Annotated in this window: 15 protein-coding genes; 14 read left to right on the top strand and 1 reads right to left on the bottom strand. The window is 59.2% G+C overall.

The genetic code is table 11. The features are described from left to right. Positions 1-102: 102 nt before the first annotated feature. On the bottom strand, positions 103-894 hold the full coding sequence (gene phhA / locus BLL38_RS13520) for a phenylalanine 4-monooxygenase (RefSeq protein WP_038446939.1): 792 nt from the start codon (positions 892-894) through the stop codon (positions 103-105). Positions 895-1,171: 277 nt separating this feature from the next. Between phhA and BLL38_RS13525 the strand changes: the two genes are divergently transcribed. From BLL38_RS13525 to fliT, 14 genes are all read left to right on the top strand, one after another. Then, positions 1,172-2,734, top strand: coding sequence for a sigma-54-dependent phenylalanine hydroxylase transcriptional regulator PhhR (locus BLL38_RS13525; RefSeq protein WP_038446941.1), 1,563 nt, complete (start codon positions 1,172-1,174; stop codon positions 2,732-2,734). 267 nt (positions 2,735-3,001) lie between these two features. After that, positions 3,002-3,742 carry a flagellar basal body rod protein FlgF gene (locus BLL38_RS13530; RefSeq protein ID WP_038448191.1) on the top strand — a complete coding sequence of 247 codons (741 nt, stop codon included), beginning with the start codon at positions 3,002-3,004 and terminating at the stop codon, positions 3,740-3,742. A 67-nt stretch (positions 3,743-3,809) separates the two neighbouring features. Then, on the top strand, positions 3,810-4,595 hold the full coding sequence (gene flgG, locus BLL38_RS13535; RefSeq protein ID WP_032858999.1) for a flagellar basal-body rod protein FlgG: 786 nt from the start codon (positions 3,810-3,812) through the stop codon (positions 4,593-4,595). Between the two features lie 53 nt (positions 4,596-4,648). Then, entirely contained in the window at positions 4,649-5,344 is a 696-nt protein-coding gene (flgH, locus tag BLL38_RS13540; protein WP_076963036.1) for a flagellar basal body L-ring protein FlgH, read from the top strand. Positions 5,345-5,371: 27 nt separating this feature from the next. Beyond that, a complete protein-coding gene (locus tag BLL38_RS13545; RefSeq protein ID WP_162231513.1) occupies positions 5,372-6,460 on the top strand; it encodes a flagellar basal body P-ring protein FlgI in 1,089 nt (362 codons plus the stop codon). 4 nt (positions 6,461-6,464) lie between these two features. After that, positions 6,465-7,730 (top strand): flagellar assembly peptidoglycan hydrolase FlgJ, encoded by a 1,266-nt coding sequence (gene flgJ / locus BLL38_RS13550; RefSeq protein WP_076963037.1) that lies wholly within the window; start codon positions 6,465-6,467, stop codon positions 7,728-7,730. A gap of 10 nt (positions 7,731-7,740) precedes the next feature. Next, positions 7,741-9,789, top strand: a complete 2,049-nt coding sequence (flgK, locus tag BLL38_RS13555) for a flagellar hook-associated protein FlgK (RefSeq protein WP_076963038.1) — start codon at positions 7,741-7,743, stop codon at positions 9,787-9,789. A 14-nt stretch (positions 9,790-9,803) separates the two neighbouring features. Next, positions 9,804-11,435, top strand: a complete 1,632-nt coding sequence (locus BLL38_RS13560; RefSeq protein WP_076963039.1) for a flagellar hook-associated protein 3 — start codon at positions 9,804-9,806, stop codon at positions 11,433-11,435. A 276-nt stretch (positions 11,436-11,711) separates the two neighbouring features. Beyond that, positions 11,712-12,641: a ketoacyl-ACP synthase III gene (locus BLL38_RS13565; protein ID WP_076963040.1), complete on the top strand. Its 930-nt coding sequence runs from the start codon at positions 11,712-11,714 to the stop codon at positions 12,639-12,641. A gap of 306 nt (positions 12,642-12,947) precedes the next feature. Then, entirely contained in the window at positions 12,948-14,423 is a 1,476-nt protein-coding gene (locus tag BLL38_RS13570; RefSeq protein WP_076963041.1) for a flagellin N-terminal helical domain-containing protein, read from the top strand. Between the two features lie 73 nt (positions 14,424-14,496). Next, complete coding sequence (locus BLL38_RS13575; RefSeq protein WP_076963042.1) at positions 14,497-14,847, top strand: flagellar protein FlaG; 351 nt, start codon at positions 14,497-14,499, stop codon at positions 14,845-14,847. A gap of 80 nt (positions 14,848-14,927) precedes the next feature. Beyond that, positions 14,928-16,331 (top strand): flagellar filament capping protein FliD, encoded by a 1,404-nt coding sequence (fliD, locus tag BLL38_RS13580; RefSeq protein WP_076963043.1) that lies wholly within the window; start codon positions 14,928-14,930, stop codon positions 16,329-16,331. A 138-nt stretch (positions 16,332-16,469) separates the two neighbouring features. After that, complete coding sequence (gene fliS, locus BLL38_RS13585) at positions 16,470-16,874, top strand: flagellar export chaperone FliS (protein WP_076963044.1); 405 nt, start codon at positions 16,470-16,472, stop codon at positions 16,872-16,874. Between the two features lie 41 nt (positions 16,875-16,915). Beyond that, positions 16,916-17,212 carry a flagellar protein FliT gene (gene fliT, locus BLL38_RS13590; protein WP_076963045.1) on the top strand — a complete coding sequence of 99 codons (297 nt, stop codon included), beginning with the start codon at positions 16,916-16,918 and terminating at the stop codon, positions 17,210-17,212. Positions 17,213-17,307: the final 95 nt, after the last annotated feature.

The raw sequence follows: 17,307 nt of genomic DNA on the forward strand, positions 1-17,307 counted from the left end.
GGTGTTCCTGAAATCGAGTATGTGGAATTCGGTTGCCAGTCGCGTCACCCTAAAGCAACACGCGGCCAGGGAACAGGCTCACCTGGCCTTTAAAGCATCAGTTCAAGCCGCCTTGGGCTTGGGCGGGAACAGCGGCGCGTGCAGACCCAACTGCATACCGCGCTCGACCATGCCCATGATGTCTTCCTGGGCCACTTCAAACAGGCGCTTGAGGCTGGGCAGGACGAAATACAGCGGCTGCAGGATGTCGATGCGATACGGCGTGCGCATGGCTTCCAGCGGGTCGAAGGCCTGGTGCTTGGGCTCATCCGAGAGGCAGTACACCGTCTCCTTGGGCGACGACAGGATGCCGCCACCGTAGATGCGCCGACCTTCAGGCGTGTCCACCAGGCCGAACTCGATGGTCATCCAGTACAGGCGCGCCAGGTACACCCGTTGCTCCTTGGTGGCCGCGAGGCCGAGCTTGCCGTAGGTGTGGGTGAATTCGGCGAACCAGGGGTTGGTCAGCAGTGGGCAGTGGCCGAAAATCTCGTGGAAAATATCCGGTTCTTGCAGGTAGTCCAGCTCTTCACGGGTGCGAATAAAGGTCGCCACCGGAAACTGCTTGCTGGCAAGCAATTCAAAGAAGGTCTGGAAGGGGATCAGTGCCGGCACCCGCGCCACTTGCCAGCCGGTGGTTTCGGCCAGCACTTTGTTGATTTGCGCCAGTTGCGGAATGCGGTCATGGGGCAGGCCGAGTTTGTCGATGCCGTCCAGGTATTCCTGGCAGGCGCGACCCTCGATCACTTTCAGCTGGCGAGTGATCAGGGTGTTCCACACCGCATGTTCTTCGGGCGGGTAGTGGATAAAACCTTGCGCATCGGGCTCGCGGGCCACGTATTGCGTCTGCTTCATACGGCTCTCCTGCTAGGCATTCGTTCTTGTTATGTCCTGCTATGGGCTTATTGATACTCCGCCTGGCCGTGGATTCCACCTGGTTCTAAGGGATGGATGTAGGAAAAATCGGTATTTTTCGTAAAGTATTCGTTACGATTTGGCCGTTGCGCACCTGGCATTGGGATTTTCGGGTTTGAAAAGGCGGTTGGCTGTCACATAATCTTGACGACTATCTGCGTCCGGCGACAAAAAGACGCAGCCCGATCAGCCCTCCTACAACAAACCGGGCCTTTACATGCGTATTAAAGTGCATTGCCAGAACCGCATCGGCATCCTGCGGGACATCCTCAACCTGTTGGTGGAATACGGCGTCAACGTGGCCAAGGGCGAGGTTGGCGGTGAGCACGGCAATGCCATTTACCTGTATTGCCCGAACCTGGTGAACATGCAGTTCCAGGCCTTGCGCCCGCAGTTCGAGGCGATTGCCGGAGTGTTTGGCGTCAAGCGGGTAGGGCTGATGCCCAGCGAGCGTCGGCATATGGAACTCAACGCCTTGCTCGGGGCGTTGGAGTTCCCGGTGCTGTCCATCGACATGGGCGGCTCGATTGTCGCGGCCAACCGCGCGGCGGCGCAGTTGCTCGGGGTGCGGGTGGACGAAGTGCCAGGCATTCCCTTGTCGCGCTACGCCGAGGATTTCGACCTGCCGGAGCTGGTGCGCGCGAGCAAGTCGCGGATCAATGGCTTGCGGGTCAAGGTCAAGGGCGATGTGTTCCTGGCCGACATCGCCCCGTTGCAATCTTCCGAGCATGACGACAGCGAAGCCATGGCCGGCGCCGTGCTGACCCTGCACCGTGCCGACCGCGTCGGTGAGCGGATCTACAATGTGCGCAAGCAGGAGCTGCGGGGCTTTGACAGCATTTTCCAAAGCTCCAGAGTCATGGCTGCTGTGGTGCGTGAAGCGCGGCGTATGGCGCCCCTCGATGCGCCCCTATTAATAGAAGGCGAGACCGGCACCGGCAAGGAGCTGCTGGCGCGCGCCTGTCACCTGGCCAGCCCGCGCGGGCAGTCGCCGCTGATGGCGCTCAACTGCGCGGGGCTGCCGGAGTCGATGGCCGAGACCGAGCTGTTTGGCTATGGTCCAGGCGCGTTTGAAGGGGCACGGGCGGAGGGCAAGCTGGGGCTGTTGGAGCTGACGGCGGGCGGTACGTTGTTTCTCGATGGCGTGGGCGAAATGAGCGCGCGGTTGCAGGTCAAGTTGCTGCGCTTTCTGCAGGACGGTTGCTTTCGTCGCGTAGGCAGCGATGAAGAGGTCTACTTGGATGTGCGGGTGATCTGCGCGACCCAGGTGGACTTGTCGGAACTGTGTGCCCGCGGGGAGTTTCGTCAGGACCTGTATCACCGGCTCAATGTGTTGTCGTTGCATATCCCGCCGCTGCGCGAGTGCCTCGACGGTTTGCCGCCGCTGGTCGAGCACTTTATCGACCAGGCCAGCCGCTTGATTGGTTGCCCGTTGCCCAAGCTGGCACCGGCGGCCATGGAACGGCTCAGTCACTACCATTGGCCGGGCAATGTGCGGCAGTTGGAAAACGTGCTGTTCCAGGCGGTGTCGCTGTGTGAGGGTGGCACGGTCAAGGCTGAGCATATTCGCTTGCCGGATTACGGCGTGCGCCAGCCGCTGGGTGATTTTTCCCTGGAGGGCGGCTTGGAAGAGATTGTCGGGCGGTTTGAAAAGGCGGTGCTGGAGAGTTTGTATGCCGAGCACCCCAGCAGTCGGCTGCTGGGCAAGCGCCTGGGGGTGTCCCACACCACTATCGCCAATAAGTTGCGTGATTACGAAGTGCTCAAGGCCGACAAATAAGCCCCTGGCCCAACACGGTAAAAATGTGGGAGCAAGCAAGCCCGCTCCCACAATGGACCTGTGTCAAGGCCAAGACCGGTGCTTGCCGCAAGCGGCAGAACTCCGCCGTTTTTCCGACTCCCTGCCATCCCCTCATCCACCTTCAATCCTACGCAACCCCTTGCCCCACCTGGCTTTCCCCCACTTTTAAAAAGTTGGTGCGCAAATTGCTAAAGACTCCTCAGTACATCGGTGGGCGGCAAGCGTCCGTCAGTAAGAGGAATGAGCGTGGACAAGTACCTTTATGTGGCAATGACCGGCGCCAGCCAGAATGCGCTGGCGCAAAAGGCCCATGCCAACAACCTGGCGAACATTTCCACCAACGGTTTTCAGCGTGACCTGGAACAGGCCCGCTCGATGCCGGTGTTTGGTGACAGCTTTCCGGCGCGGGCCTTTGCCCTGACCGAGCGCCCAGGCACTGATTTTTCCCCTGGCTCGATGGTCGAGACCGGTCGTGACCTGGACGTTGCCGTCGGTGGTGATGGCTGGATCGCGGTGCAAACCCCAGATGGCGGCGAAGCCTACGTGCGCACCGCCAGCATGAATATCGATGCACTCGGCGTGCTGCGGGCCGGCAACGGCATGCCGATCATGGGCAATGGCGGGCCGATTTCGGTGCCGCCCGAGCAGAAGGTCGAGGTCGGCGAAGACGGCACCATCAGTATCCGCGCCATGGGTGAAGGCCCGCGGGTGATGGCTGTAGTGGACCGTATCAAGCTGGTCAAGCCGGACCTGGCCAACATGACCAAGGGCCTGGACGGCGCGATCCACACCAAGGACGGCCAGCCGGCAGTGGCCGATGCCAGCGTCAAGGTGAACTCGGGCTTCCTGCAGTCGAGCAACGTCAACGCCGTCGAAGAAATGACCGCCGTGCTGGCCCTGTCCAAGCAGTTCGAGCTGCACGTGAAAATGATGAACAGCGCCAAAGAAGACGACCAGGCCATGACCCGCGTCATGCAGATGAGCTGATTGCAGCACCACTGATTACCAATTTCGTAACGCGGCGCCAACAAACAGGCGCACGAAGGAGAACAGCATGCTTCCGGCTCTATGGGTTGCCAAAACCGGTCTGTCCGCCCAGGACACCAACCTGACCGTTATTTCCAACAACCTGGCGAACGTTTCGACCACGGGCTTCAAACGTGATCGCGCCGAGTTCCAGGACCTGCTCTATCAGATCAAGCGTCAGCCGGGTGCCCAGTCGACCCAGGACAGCGAGTTGCCGTCGGGCCTGCAAGTGGGTACCGGTGTGTCCATCGTCGGTACCCAGAAGAACTTCACCGCCGGCAACCTGCAACAGACCGGACAGCCGCTGGACATGGCGATCAACGGCCGTGGCTTCTTCCAGATCCTGCAACCGGATGGCACTACTTCCTACACCCGTGACGGTACTTTCCACCTGGACTCCAACGGCCAGGTCGTGACGGCCAACGGCTTTGCCCTGGAGCCGGCGATTGTCGTGCCCAACGATGCCCAGACCTTTACGGTCGGCGCCGACGGTACCGTATCCATCACCATTGCCGGCAACCCGGCCTCCCAAGTGATCGGTAACCTGCAGACCGCCGACTTCATCAATCCGGCAGGCCTGCAAGCCACCGGCAACAACCTGTTCCTGGAAACCGCCGCCAGCGGCGCGCCGCAAGTCGGCACCCCGGGTCTCAACGGGTTTGGCACCACCCTGCAAAGCACCCTGGAAACCTCCAACGTCAGCACCGTGGAAGAAATGGTCAACATGATCACCACTCAGCGCGCCTACGAGATGAACTCCAAGGTGATTTCCACCGCCGACCAGATGCTTTCGTTCGTTACGCAGAATCTGTAATCAAGTCTATGGGGCGCTCCTGAGGGCGCCTGCAACACCGTGAGGTTAGGGTCATGAATCGCTATGTTTCCGTTCTGGCATTGAGTGGGATTGCCGTGCTCGCGGGCTGTGTCGCCCCGACGCCAAAACCCAATGACCCGTACTACGCGCCGGTGTTGCCACGCACGCCGCTGCCGGCGGCGGCCAACAATGGCTCGATCTACCAGGCCGGTTTCGAACAGAACCTGTACAGCGACCGCAAGGCGTTCCGGGTCGGTGACATCATCACCATCACCCTCAACGAGAAGACCACGGCCAGCAAGAACGCCAACTCCCAGGTGGACAAGACCAGCAAGACCGGCATTGGCCTGACCTCGTTGTTTGGTGCCGTGCCGAACACCAACAACCCCTTGGGCAGTGGCGACTTGAGTTTGAGCGCAGGCTACAGCGGTGACCGCGCCACCAACGGCAAGAGCTCCGCTGGGCAGAACAACAGCCTGACCGGTTCGATCACCGTGACGGTGGCCGATGTATTACCCAACGGCATCATCGCCGTGCGCGGTGAGAAGTGGATGACCCTCAACAGTGGTGACGAGCTGGTACGCATCGCCGGCATGGTCCGTGCCGATGACATTGCCACCGACAACACGGTGCCTTCGACGCGTATTGCCGATGCGCGCATTACCTACTCGGGTACGGGTTCGTTTGCTGATGCGAGTCAGCCGGGCTGGTTCGACCGTTTCTTCCTTAGCCCGCTGTTCCCTTTCTAGGTGGCCACTTTGAAATTCAAACAGCTGATGGCGGCGGCACTGTTGCTGTCCCTGAGCGCAGTCGCCCAGGCTGAACGCCTGAAAGACATCGCCAGCATTTCCGGCGTGCGTTCTAACCAGTTGATCGGCTACGGCCTGGTGGTCGGGCTTAACGGTACGGGTGACCAGACCACCCAGACCCCGTTCACCCTGCAGACCTTCAACAACATGCTCTCGCAGTTCGGCATCAAGGTGCCGTCGGGCTCGGGCACCGTGCAGCTGAAAAACGTCGCGGCCGTGTCCATCAGTGCCGACTTGCCGGCGTTCTCCAAGCCGGGTCAGGTGGTGGACATTACCGTGTCGTCCATCGGTAACTCGAAAAGCCTGCGCGGCGGTACCCTGTTGATGACGCCGCTCAAAGGTATTGACGGCAACGTCTACGCCATCGCCCAGGGCAACCTGGTGGTGGGCGGGTTTGACGCTGAAGGCCGCGACGGTTCGAAGATTACGGTGAACGTGCCATCGGCCGGACGCATCCCTGGCGGCGCCACGGTTGAACGCACCGTGCCCAGCGGCTTCAACCAGGGCAACAGCCTGACCCTGAACCTCAACCGTTCCGACTTCACCACCGCCAAGCGTGTGGTCGACAAGATCAACGACATGCTCGGCCCTGGCGTCGCCCAGGCTATCGACGGTGGCTCGGTCCGGGTCACCGCGCCGCTGGACCCAAGCCAGCGCGTGGATTACCTGTCGATCCTGGAAAACCTCGAGGTCGACCCCGGCCAGGCAGTGGCCAAAGTCATTATCAACTCGCGCACCGGCACTATCGTGATCGGCCAGAACGTCAAAGTGTCGCCGGCCGCGGTGACCCACGGCAGCCTGACCGTGACCATTACCGAAGACCCGATCGTCAGCCAGCCTGGGCCATTGTCCAATGGCCAGACCGCCGTGGTACCGCGCTCGCGGGTGAACGCCCAGCAAGAAGCCAAGCCAATGTTCAAGTTCGGCCCCGGCACCACCCTGGACGAGATTGTCCGCGCGGTGAACCAGGTGGGCGCGGCGCCCGGCGACTTGATGGCGATCCTCGAAGCTTTGAAACAGGCCGGCGCCTTGCAAGCCGACCTGATTGTGATCTGAGGCCATGGCCATGGATATGCGCAACAGCGGGATCAGCAGCACGGCGGACTCGGGGTCTTATTCCGACCTGAACCGGCTTAACCAGCTCAAGGTCGGCGCCGACAAGAACAGCGACGGCAACATGCGCAAAGTGGCGCAGGAGTTCGAGTCGCTGTTCCTCAGCGAGATGCTCAAGTCGATGCGCTCGGCCACCGACGCCCTGGGTAAGGGCAATCCGCTGAACACTCCGGCCGCCAAGCAGTACCAGGAAATGTACGACCAGCAGTTGGCTGTCTCGATGTCCCGCGAAGGCGGTGGTATCGGCCTGGCCGACGTGCTGATGCGTCAGATGCAGAAGAACAAGCCGGTGGACGCCCAGGCGGCCACCTTGCAGGGCCCGGCGGCGGCTGAGCCGGTGAAGAAAGTCGACGTACCGACGGAAATCGCCGCCGGCACCCAGGCGACCGGGCCGCTGGGCCGCTCCAATGGCCAGCGCCCGCTGTGGGCCTACCGCGTGGCAGTCCCCGAAGGCGCCAGCGCTCACACCAACGACGTGGCTCTGATGAACCAGCGCCGTCTCGCCTTGCCGAGCAAACTGACCGATCGACTGCTCGCCGGCATCGTGCCGAGCGCGCCGGTCGCGATCGATGCCAATCGCGCGCCACTGCGTAACAGCGTCGCCGATGACAACGTGATCAACAGCAGTGCACGCAGTTTTGCCGTGCCCAGCGGCCGCATGCAGGTCTACGGCCGCGCCGTGGCCCAGCCGCCGTTGGCCCCGGCGAAGAAAGCCTTCAGTTCCCAGGACGAATTTGTCGCCACCATGTTGCCGATGGCCAAGGCTGCCGCGGCGCGTATTGGTGTCGATCCGAAGTACCTGGTGGCCCAGGCCGCCCTGGAAACCGGTTGGGGCAAGTCGGTGATGCGCGCCGACGACGGCAGCAGCAGCCACAACCTGTTCGGTATCAAGGCCGGCCAGAGCTGGCAGGGCGGCCAGGCCCGCGCGATCACCAGCGAGTTTCGCGATGGCGCGATGGTCAAGGAAACGGCGCAGTTCCGTTCCTACGATTCCTACCAGGACAGCTTCCATGACCTGGTGACGTTGTTGCAAAGCAATGATCGCTATAAAGAAGTTGTGAAGTCAGCCGACAACCCGGAACAGTTTGTGCGCGAGTTGCAAAAAGCCGGGTATGCCACCGATCCGGATTACGCCAGCAAGATTTCGCAGATCGCAAAAACGATGAACAGTTACCAGAACTACGCTGTCGCGGGCGCGACCACTCATTTATAAGGTCTGAACCATGAGTTTGCTCAATATCGGGATGTCGGGGCTAAACGCCGCTCAAGGATCGTTGTCGGTCTTAAGTAACAACATCGCCAACGCCAATACCGCAGGCTACTCGCGTCAGCAGACCACTCAGAGCGCGAACGCGTCGAACCAGTACGGCGGCGTGTTCATCGGCAGCGGCACGACCCTGGCCGACGTGCGCCGGGTGTACAACGAGTACCTGGACACGGCTTACCAGAACAGCACCTCGCTCAACAGCGATGCGGCGGCGTATCTGGACCAGGTCAGCGCCGTCGACAAGACTCTGTCGGATAAGACCACCGGCATGTCGGCTGTACTCAGTTCGTTTTTCGCCGCCGTGCAGACCGCGTCGGCCACGCCGAGCGACACGTCGGCTCGCCAGATCCTGCTCACCAGCGCCCAGACGTTGAGTAACCGGTTCAATGCGATCTCCACGCAGTTGAGCCAGCAGAAAGAAACCATCAACAGCCAGTTGACCTCCATGAGTGATCAGGTCAACCAACTGACCTCGTCGATTGCGTCCCTCAACAAGCAGATTGCCCAGGTGCAGGGTTCCACCAACACCACCCCGGCCAACCTGCTGGACTCGCGTGCCGAAGCCGTGCGCTCGCTCAACGAGTTGATCGGTGTGACCGCCGTCGAGAAAAACGGCGTGTTCAGCGTCAGCACCGGTACTGGTCAATCCCTGGTGCTGGGGGATCAGTCCAACACTATTTCCGCTGTGCCGAGCAAGGCCGACACCAGCCAGTACACCATCCAGATCAACATGCCCGGCAACACCGCGGTGGACATCGGCAATGTGGTCAGCGGTGGCAGCATCGGTGGGCTGTTGCGTTATCGCAGCGATGTATTGATGCCGGCGATCAACGATTTGGGGCGCATTGCCATTGTCACCGCCGACACGATCAACAGCCAGCTGGGTCAGGGTATCGACCTGAACGGCGAGTTCGGTGCCTCGATGTTCAAGGACATCAACAGTGCAGCTTCCGTCGCGCTGCGCAGCCTGGCCGCGCAAGGCAACCAGGGCTCCGGCAGCTTGGGGGTGACGATCGAGGACAGCAGCCAACTGACCAGCTTCGATTACAAGGTGACCTTCAGCGACGCCACCGACCCGAGCAAAGTGACCGTGCTGCGTTCCGACGGCAAGGCCATGGGCGCCTTCGACATCACGGCCACGCCGCCGTCGGTGATCGACGGTTTCACCCTGGCCCTCACTGGCGGCCCGATGCAGGCAGGGGACAGCTTCAAGGTCAGCCCGACCGCCAACGGCGCCAAAGAGATCGGCACCGTGCTCGCCGACCCGAGCAAGGTCGCCTTCGCCGCGCCATTGCAGGGCGAAGCCGGCAAGACCAATCAGGGGACCGGTACGTTCACGCCGCCAACCTTGACGGTGCCCATCGATATCCAGGGCGGCGCCGACACCGCCCAACTGCGTGCCGGGATTCAGAACTCCTTGCCGGTGAAAATGGTGTTTGGCGCGCCAGCGGCCGATGGTACCCAGACCTACACCCTCAATAATGCCAAGGGTGAGTCGCTCGGTTCCGGCAGCATCATCCCGGGGCAGGACAACAAGATCACCATCAATGTGCCGATGCGCGATGCCAGCGGTGCGCTGGTGGTTCCGGCCAAGAGCTTCAGTTTCGACACCACGGTGGCGGGTTCGCCATCCGATGGCGACAGCACCTCGTTTTCGTTCAATGCCACCGGCGTGTCCGACAACCGTAACGCCCAGCAACTGCTGAGCCTGCAGACCAAGGCAACCGTGGGCGTGGCTTCAGACGGCACGGGCGGCACCAGCCTGGTCGGGGCCAACAGCAAGCTGGTCTCGACCGTCGGCGCCAAGGCCGCAGCGGCCACGACCGACACCACGGCCACCAACGCGCTGTTGACGGCCAACAAGAACGCGCGCAACTCGGTGTCCCAGGTCAACCTGGATGAAGAGGCGGGCGACATGATCAAGTTCCAGCAGTACTACACTGCGTCGTCGCAGATCATCAAGGCTGCGCAAGAAACCTTCAGTACGCTGATCAATAGTCTTTAAGGGAGTCTGGGCCGATGCGCATTTCTACACAGCAATATTTCGACACCAGCTCCAGCAAGTATCAGAGCAACTATTCCAGCGTGGTACAGGCCCAGCAGCAGGCCAGTTCCGGTGTGCGTGTGCAGACCGCCGCCGATGATCCTGTGGCCGCTCAGCGTTTGCTGATGCTGCAACAGCAGAAAGACATGCTGTCCCAGTACAGTGGCAACATCACCAGCCTGAAAAGCTCGCTGACCAACGAAGAAAGCATCCTGCAATCGATCAGTGCGGCGGTGCAGGCCGGCAGTCAGTTGGCGTTGCGCGCCGGTGGTGTGACCAGTGATGCCGACCGCAAGTCCATCGCGGTCGAGGTCGGCGCTCTTGAGGAGCAATTAATGGGGCTGCTCAACAGCAAGGATGCGGCAGGCAACTATTTGTTCTCCGGTTCCAAGACCCAGACGCCACCGTATTCGCGCAACAGCGATGGCACTTACAGCTACCAGGGTGACGAAAATGCCCTGAGCCTGCAGGTGTCCGAAACACTGAACGTCAGTGCCGGCGATACGGCCAAGAGCATCCTGGAAGGTGCGGTCAACACCAGCCGTACCCAGTCGACCTATATCGCGCCGACAGTTGCGCCTGTGCCGCCTGCGATTTCTCCGCCGCTGGTCGATGACAACAAGGTCGCCCTCTCGGCCGGCCTCGTGACCTCGGGCACCGATTACACCAAGCAGTTTTCCGATGGCCAGCCGTACAAGCTGACCTTCACCAGCAGCACCCAGTACGTCGTGACGGATAAAAACAACAACGACATCACCTCGGAAATTGCAGGTAACGGGACGTTCGATTCCACCAAGGAGGGCAGCGCCAGCGTCAACCTGCGCGGGGTCAAGTTCGATATCACGGTCGACCTCACCAACACCGCCACCGGGCCTGACGCCGATGCGCTGGTCAAGGGGCGCGAGTTCAACCTGACCACCAAGCCGGACTCGTTCAATGTTGCCCGAACCGCGAGCAACACATCGACGGCGCAATTGACCAATGCCCAGGTCAGCAGTTCAGCCGACTATGCCAGCACCTTTCCGGGCAACAGCGGGATATTGATCAAGTTCGACGACACCGACCCGACGGCTTACAAGGTGTACGCCCAGCCGTATACCGCCAACAGCAAGCCGATTGTCGACAATGGTGTGATCGACAGCAGCACCACGCCGAATACGATCACCTCGGCGGGGGTCACTTTTGAACTGAGCGGCACTCCACAAGTCGGCGATCAGTTTTCGGTCGGCAATACGACCCAGAAAACCCAGAATGCCCTTGACACCCTGAGTCAGCTGCGCCAGGCCTTGGAGCAGCCGGCGGACGGTATCCCGGGCGCACGGGGCAAGCTTCAGGACGCGCTGAATGCCGCGGTCAGCAACCTTACCAACTCGCTTACCCAAGTCGACAATGTGCGAGGCTCCATCGGTGCGCGGCAGAACGCTCTGGAAGTGCAGGAGAGCGAAAACACCAGTGTCGGTCTGGCCAACACCAGCACCATGAGCGCCCTGGCAAACATCGACATGGGCGAGGCGGCGATCAACCTGACCTTGCAGCAAACCATGCTGGAAGCCTCACAGCTGGCGTTCGTGAAAGTTTCACAGTTGAGCCTGTTCAACAAGATGTAAGCAGCCTGGTGTCAAGCGGCCCATCCTGGAAACAGGCTGGGCCGTTATCGTTTCTGAGGCTTAATTGTTTGAAGGTTTTGCACAAAGCACACAAAATTAGGTGACCTGTGAGTCATAAAGCGCATCTTCACTGTATCGTGTGAAAAGGATAAGTCGTCACAGGGTCCTTGCGAGGCGGCTTTCAGCGAGATTTTTATGGGGTTACCCCCTTTATTGTCAGCGCCCCGGGCATTGTCCGCAGGGTGTTCTCCAGCTATTTAGTATTGGGAAGCCACAATGATTGGCATAAAAAGCATCGCCAGTTACGTGCCGGCAGACGGGATCGATAACTACGCCCAGGGTGCCAAATTCGCCAAGGATGAAGAATTCATCATTGGCAAGATCGGTTCGGCGTTCCTGCCGCGCAAGGAAGCCGCGCAGGAAACTTCCGATTTGTGTGTCGAGGCGGTCAACGCTTTGTTTGCCAACAACCCGGACTTGAAGCGCGAATCCATCGACGCGCTGATCGTCGTCACCCAGAACGGCGATGAAGAGGGTTTGCCCCACACCGCTGCGATCGTCCAGGACAAACTGGGTCTGCCTACCCATGTGGCGGCGTTCGATATTTCTCTGGGGTGTTCCGGTTACGTCTACGGCATCTACGCGATGAAGGGCTTCATGGAAGCCACCGGCCTGAAGAACGGTCTGCTGGTCACCGCCGACCCGTATTCAAAGATCGTCGATCCGGAAGACCGCAACACCACTATGCTGTTCGGCGACGCCGCCACAGCCACCTGGATGGGTGAGGACGCATCGTGGTTGCTGGGTAAATCCAAGTTTGGCACCGATGGTTCCGGCGCGCCGCACCTGAAGGTCAGCAACGGTGTGTTCTTTATGAACGGTCGTCAGGTGTTCAACTTCGCCTTGCTCAAGGTGCCGGCGCATTTGCACGAACTGCTCAATGAGTCGGATCTCAACGCCGACGATATCGATGCGTTTTGCATCCACCAGGGCAGTGCGGCGATTGTCGATGCCGTGGCCCGTCGTTTCGAAGACGCGCCGGTGGACAAGTTTCTCAAGGACATGGTCGAGACCGGCAACACCGTGTCGTCGAGCATTCCGTTGCTACTGGAAAAGCACGTGATGGGCACCGCCTGGACTCGTGTGGCCATCAGCGGCTTCGGTGTGGGGCTGTCTTGGGGGTCGGCGATTCTCTATCGCCCGTGACGCTTCGATAGCCAGCAAAACAAAACGCCGATGATCGAACGATCACCGGCGTTTTGCATTGTGGAGAGCGTGCTTGCCCTCGCGTTGGACTGCGCGGCGACCTTCTGCCTCTCTCCCCAAAAAAACAAGCCTTTACGGTGCCGCAAACCCTTGAAATCCAAGGGGTGGCACGGCGCCATTAAAAAAATCAAAAAAAATCCTCAAGCAACCGGCGACCACGACGATAACTATTACGTAGGTTCTCAGGCCACACCCGGCGGTTGCCAGGGCCGGAAGCCGCAGTATCCATCCAACGAGGATTTCGTCATGGCTTTAACAGTAAACACCAACATTGCTTCGATCACTACTCAGGGCAACCTGAACAAAGCCGGCGGCGCCCTGGCAACTTCCATGCAGCGCCTGTCTTCCGGCCTGCGTATCAACAGCGCTAAAGACGACGCTGCTGGCCTGCAGATCGCCAACCGCCTGACCAGCCAAATCAACGGCCTGGGCCAAGCAGTCAAGAACGTGAACGACGGTATCTCCATCGCTCAGACCGCTGAAGGCGCGATGCAGGCTTCGACCGACATCCTGCAAAAAATGCGTACCCTGGCTCTGTCTTCCGCTACTGGCTCCCTCAGCGCTGACGACCGTAAGTCGAACAACGACGAATACCAGGCTCTGACTTCGGAACTGACCCGTATCTCCAACACCACCACCTTCGGTGGCCAGAAGTTGCTGGACGGTTCGTACGGTACCAAAGCTATCCAGGTTGGCGCCAACGCCAACGAAACCATCAACCTGAGCCTGGAAAACGTTGCTGCCAACAAAATTGGTTCGCAGCAGGTTAAAAGTACTGACGTTGCTATCACCGAGAAAGGTTTGGCTGCAGGCGACATTACTGTAACAGGTAACGGCCAGACCAAAACCGTAAGCTACCTTGAAGGCGCTTCTGCAAAAAGCATCGCTGCCCAGCTCAATGGTTCGATCGGTGGCCTGACTGCAAGCGCCAGCACCGAAGTCAAACTGAAGGTTGATACCACTAAGACCACTGGTGCTACACCTCCTGCTTCTGCCAACTTCAAGCTCACCGTTGGTGATGGCAAAGAAGTAAGCTTCATCGGTGTTACTAATAACGCCGGCCTGGCTGACCAGCTGAAATCCAACTCCGCTAAACTGGGTATCAGCGTCAACTACGATGAAGTTAACGACACCCTGGAAATCAAGTCCGACTCTGGCGAGAACCTGGTATTTGGTGCTGGTACCGGCGCTGACGCTGTTTCGGTTAACGCCAAAAACGGCAAGGGCGAGTACACATTCGATGCCGCTACTCCACCTGCTGAGAAGTTCACCGATCTGTCTACTACCGTAGCATCTACCGTTACCGGTCAAGTATCGCTTGATTCGGCTAAAGGCTACTCCCTGGCTGCCGGTACTGCTGATGGTGTAACTGGTCTGTTCGGTAAAGCCAGCGTTGTGGCAGAGAAGACCAACATCTCTGACACCACCGTGACCGACGCCTCTTCTGCCCAGAACGCCCTGGCTGTAATCGACAAGGCTATCGGCACCATCGACAGCGTTCGTTCGGGCCTGGGTGCTACCCAGAACCGTCTGACTACCACTGCAGACAACCTGCAGAACATTCAGAAGAACTCCACCGCTGCACGTTCCATCGTTCAGGACGTCGACTTCGCTTCCGAAACCGCCGAACTGACCAAGCAACAAACCCTGCAGTCGGCTTCCACTGCGATCCTGTCGCAGGCTAACCAACTGCCATCCGCTGTACTGAAACTGCTTCAGTAATCAGCGCGCTTGGTAACTAACGGAAGGGCGCGTTTACGTGCCCTTCCGTTTTTCGGTTTCGAGGAGATTGGACATGGACCTGAGTGTAAAGCTGAACCAGTCTTATCCGCCGGTTGCACCTCAAAGCGCACCTGCTCAAGTGGCGACCGACAAAAGCGCCACCAAAGTCCAGGAAACCCCGGCCATAGGCAAGCAGCCTGAGCGTGCGGACCTGGAAAAAGCGGTAACCGATATTCGCGAATTCGTACAAGCTGCCCAGCGCAGCCTGGATTTTTCCATTGATGACTCCACCCATCGCGTGGTGGTCAAGGTCATCAATACCGACAATGGTGAAGTGATTCGCCAGATTCCGTCGGAAACGGCATTGAAACTGGCTCAGAGCCTATCCAGCGCAAGTCACGTATTGTTTGACGACAAGGCCTGAGCTGGCATGAAACTTGTTGCTGTCATGACTTGAAGCGTAACCAGTCAAGATAACGGCAGCCACCGAACAGGAGATAGATGATGGCGGGTTCAACGGTAAGTGGTATCGGTTCAAACATCGATACGCAATCGATCGTGACATCCTTGGTCAACGCCGAGAAGGTGCCCAAGCAAACGCAGATCAATACCGCGTCCCAGAAGGCGACCACCACGCTGTCTTCGATCGGCAAGATTCAGGCGGCGCTGGATGCCTTTCGCGGCGCGCTGGACAGTATGTCCGCAGGCAGCAGTTTCACCGGTCTCACCGGTTCGTCTTCGGATGAAAAAGTCGCCACCATGACCGCCAGTAACACGGCTTCCAATGGCAGCTTCCGTCTGGTGGTCAACCAATTGGCCCAACCGTCGAAGTTGTCGAGCGCAACGTTCGCGGGTGGCACGTCGACCGTGGTGAATACCACGGACAAGCCCACCACGCTGACCATCAGTCAGTCCGGCAAGAACTACGATGTAAGCATTCCTTCCGGCGCGACGCTGCAGCAGGTGCGTGATTCGATCAACACGCAGTTTTCAACCTCCGGGCTCAGCGCCAACATCCTGACCGACTCCAATGGCTCGCGTTTGATTCTGACGTCCACCACGATGGGCGTAGGCTCCGACTTGACGCTATCGGGTACGTCCGGGCTGGATGTCGGCGCCACGGTGGTCGACACGCCTCAGGATGCGAAATACAGCATCGACGGTATTGCTGCGGTCTCCAAGTCCAACACGATTACCGGCGCCCTCAGTGGTGTAGATATCAAGCTGGTATCGGTCTCGGCGCTCAAGACGGCTGGCGATACCAGCACCAACCCCGAGAGAAGCGCCACGCTCATTACGGTCAGTACCAACAACACCGCGCTCAAGTCGGGCGTGAAGGGGTTTGTCGACACCTACAACGCCTTGATCACTGCGATGAACGCCGAGACAAAGGTAACGACCAACGCTGACGGCTCCATCACTGCGGCGGCACTGACCAGTGACTCGACTATGCGTTCGCTGCAAAGCGCGATCCGTAATGAGTTCAACGCCCTGTCGGGTACCGGCACATTCAAGTCCCTTGCTCAGTTTGGTGTCACCACCGACTCCTCCACCGGTCTGCTGTCGATCAATGACAAGAAGTGGGATGCCGCGGTCAAAACCAACTCGGCCGATATCAACAGCATGTTTACCGGTGACAAGGGCATATTGGCGCGCATGAAAAACGCCACTGATGATTACGCCAAGGCGAGCACCGGTATTCTGGCGACGCGTTCCACCACGCTGTCCGACACGTTGAAGGACCTGACCAAGCAACAGTCTTCCCTGGATGAGCGCATGACTCTGCTCACCAATAGCCTGTCGGCCAAATACAACGCCATGGATACTCTGGTCGCTCAATTGCGCCAGCAAAGCACCAGTGTCATGACCACGCTCAATGCGTTGAACAACGTCAAGTCCGATAGTTGATCCCTATGTGATAGAAAGGGCCAGGCAACCTGCCTGGCTTTTTTATCGCGGGATGACTGGGGCTAAAGCTTTTTGCGACCCAGTCGACATATTGGTTACTGAAATCCTTTTTGCTGTCGCCTGTCACGAGGTAGAAACATGAATCCCATGAGAGCCCTTCGCCAATATCAGAAGGTCAATTCCCATGCTCAGATCTCCGAAGCCAGCCCACATCGTCTGGTGCAGATGCTGATGGAGGGCGGGCTTGACCGTATGGCCCAAGCCAAGGGCGCACTGGCGCGTGGCGACATCGCCCAGAAGGGCTTGATGCTCGGCAAGGCCATCGACATCGTGATCGGCTTGCGTGACGGCCTGGATGCGCAAAAGAGCGATAACCCGGCTTATGTCCAGCAGTTGGAAAGCCTGTATGCATACATGACCAACCGTCTGATGGAAGCGAACCTGCACAACGATGCCGACATGATCGACGAAGTCGCTCGTTTGCTGATTACCGTGAAAGAAGGCTGGGATGCTATCGCCGCGCCACAAGCTGTCACCGAATAAGGCGCAGCAGAGAAGGGCCTGACGGCCTTGAGGAATATGTCATGAGCCATGCACTGCAACGCATTGATGAAACCCGTGAGGCGCTGATGGGCGCGTTGGCAGACCGTAACTGGGATGCCATTGGCGAACTCGATATGGGCTGTCGCGACGTGATCGAGCAGGTGCTCAATGAGGCGCCGGTGGATGAAGATGCGTTGCGTGAAAAGTTGGAGAGCCTGCTGGTGGTTTATCAGCAATTGCTCGAAGTGACGACGGGCGAGCGCCAGGCGATTTTCGAAGAGATGTCGCAGATCAACCAAGCGAAAAGTGCGTCAAAGGTTTACCATCTGTTCGGTTGAACGGGCGCAGTTAATCCGACCGGCGCGTCATATATTTGACTGTGCCAGCATTTTTGACTTAACTAGTGCTGTTTTCAGATTTCAGACGTCTAGTA

This window comes from Pseudomonas gessardii (assembly GCF_001983165.1).
GTDB classification, from domain to species: domain Bacteria; phylum Pseudomonadota; class Gammaproteobacteria; order Pseudomonadales; family Pseudomonadaceae; genus Aquipseudomonas; species Aquipseudomonas gessardii.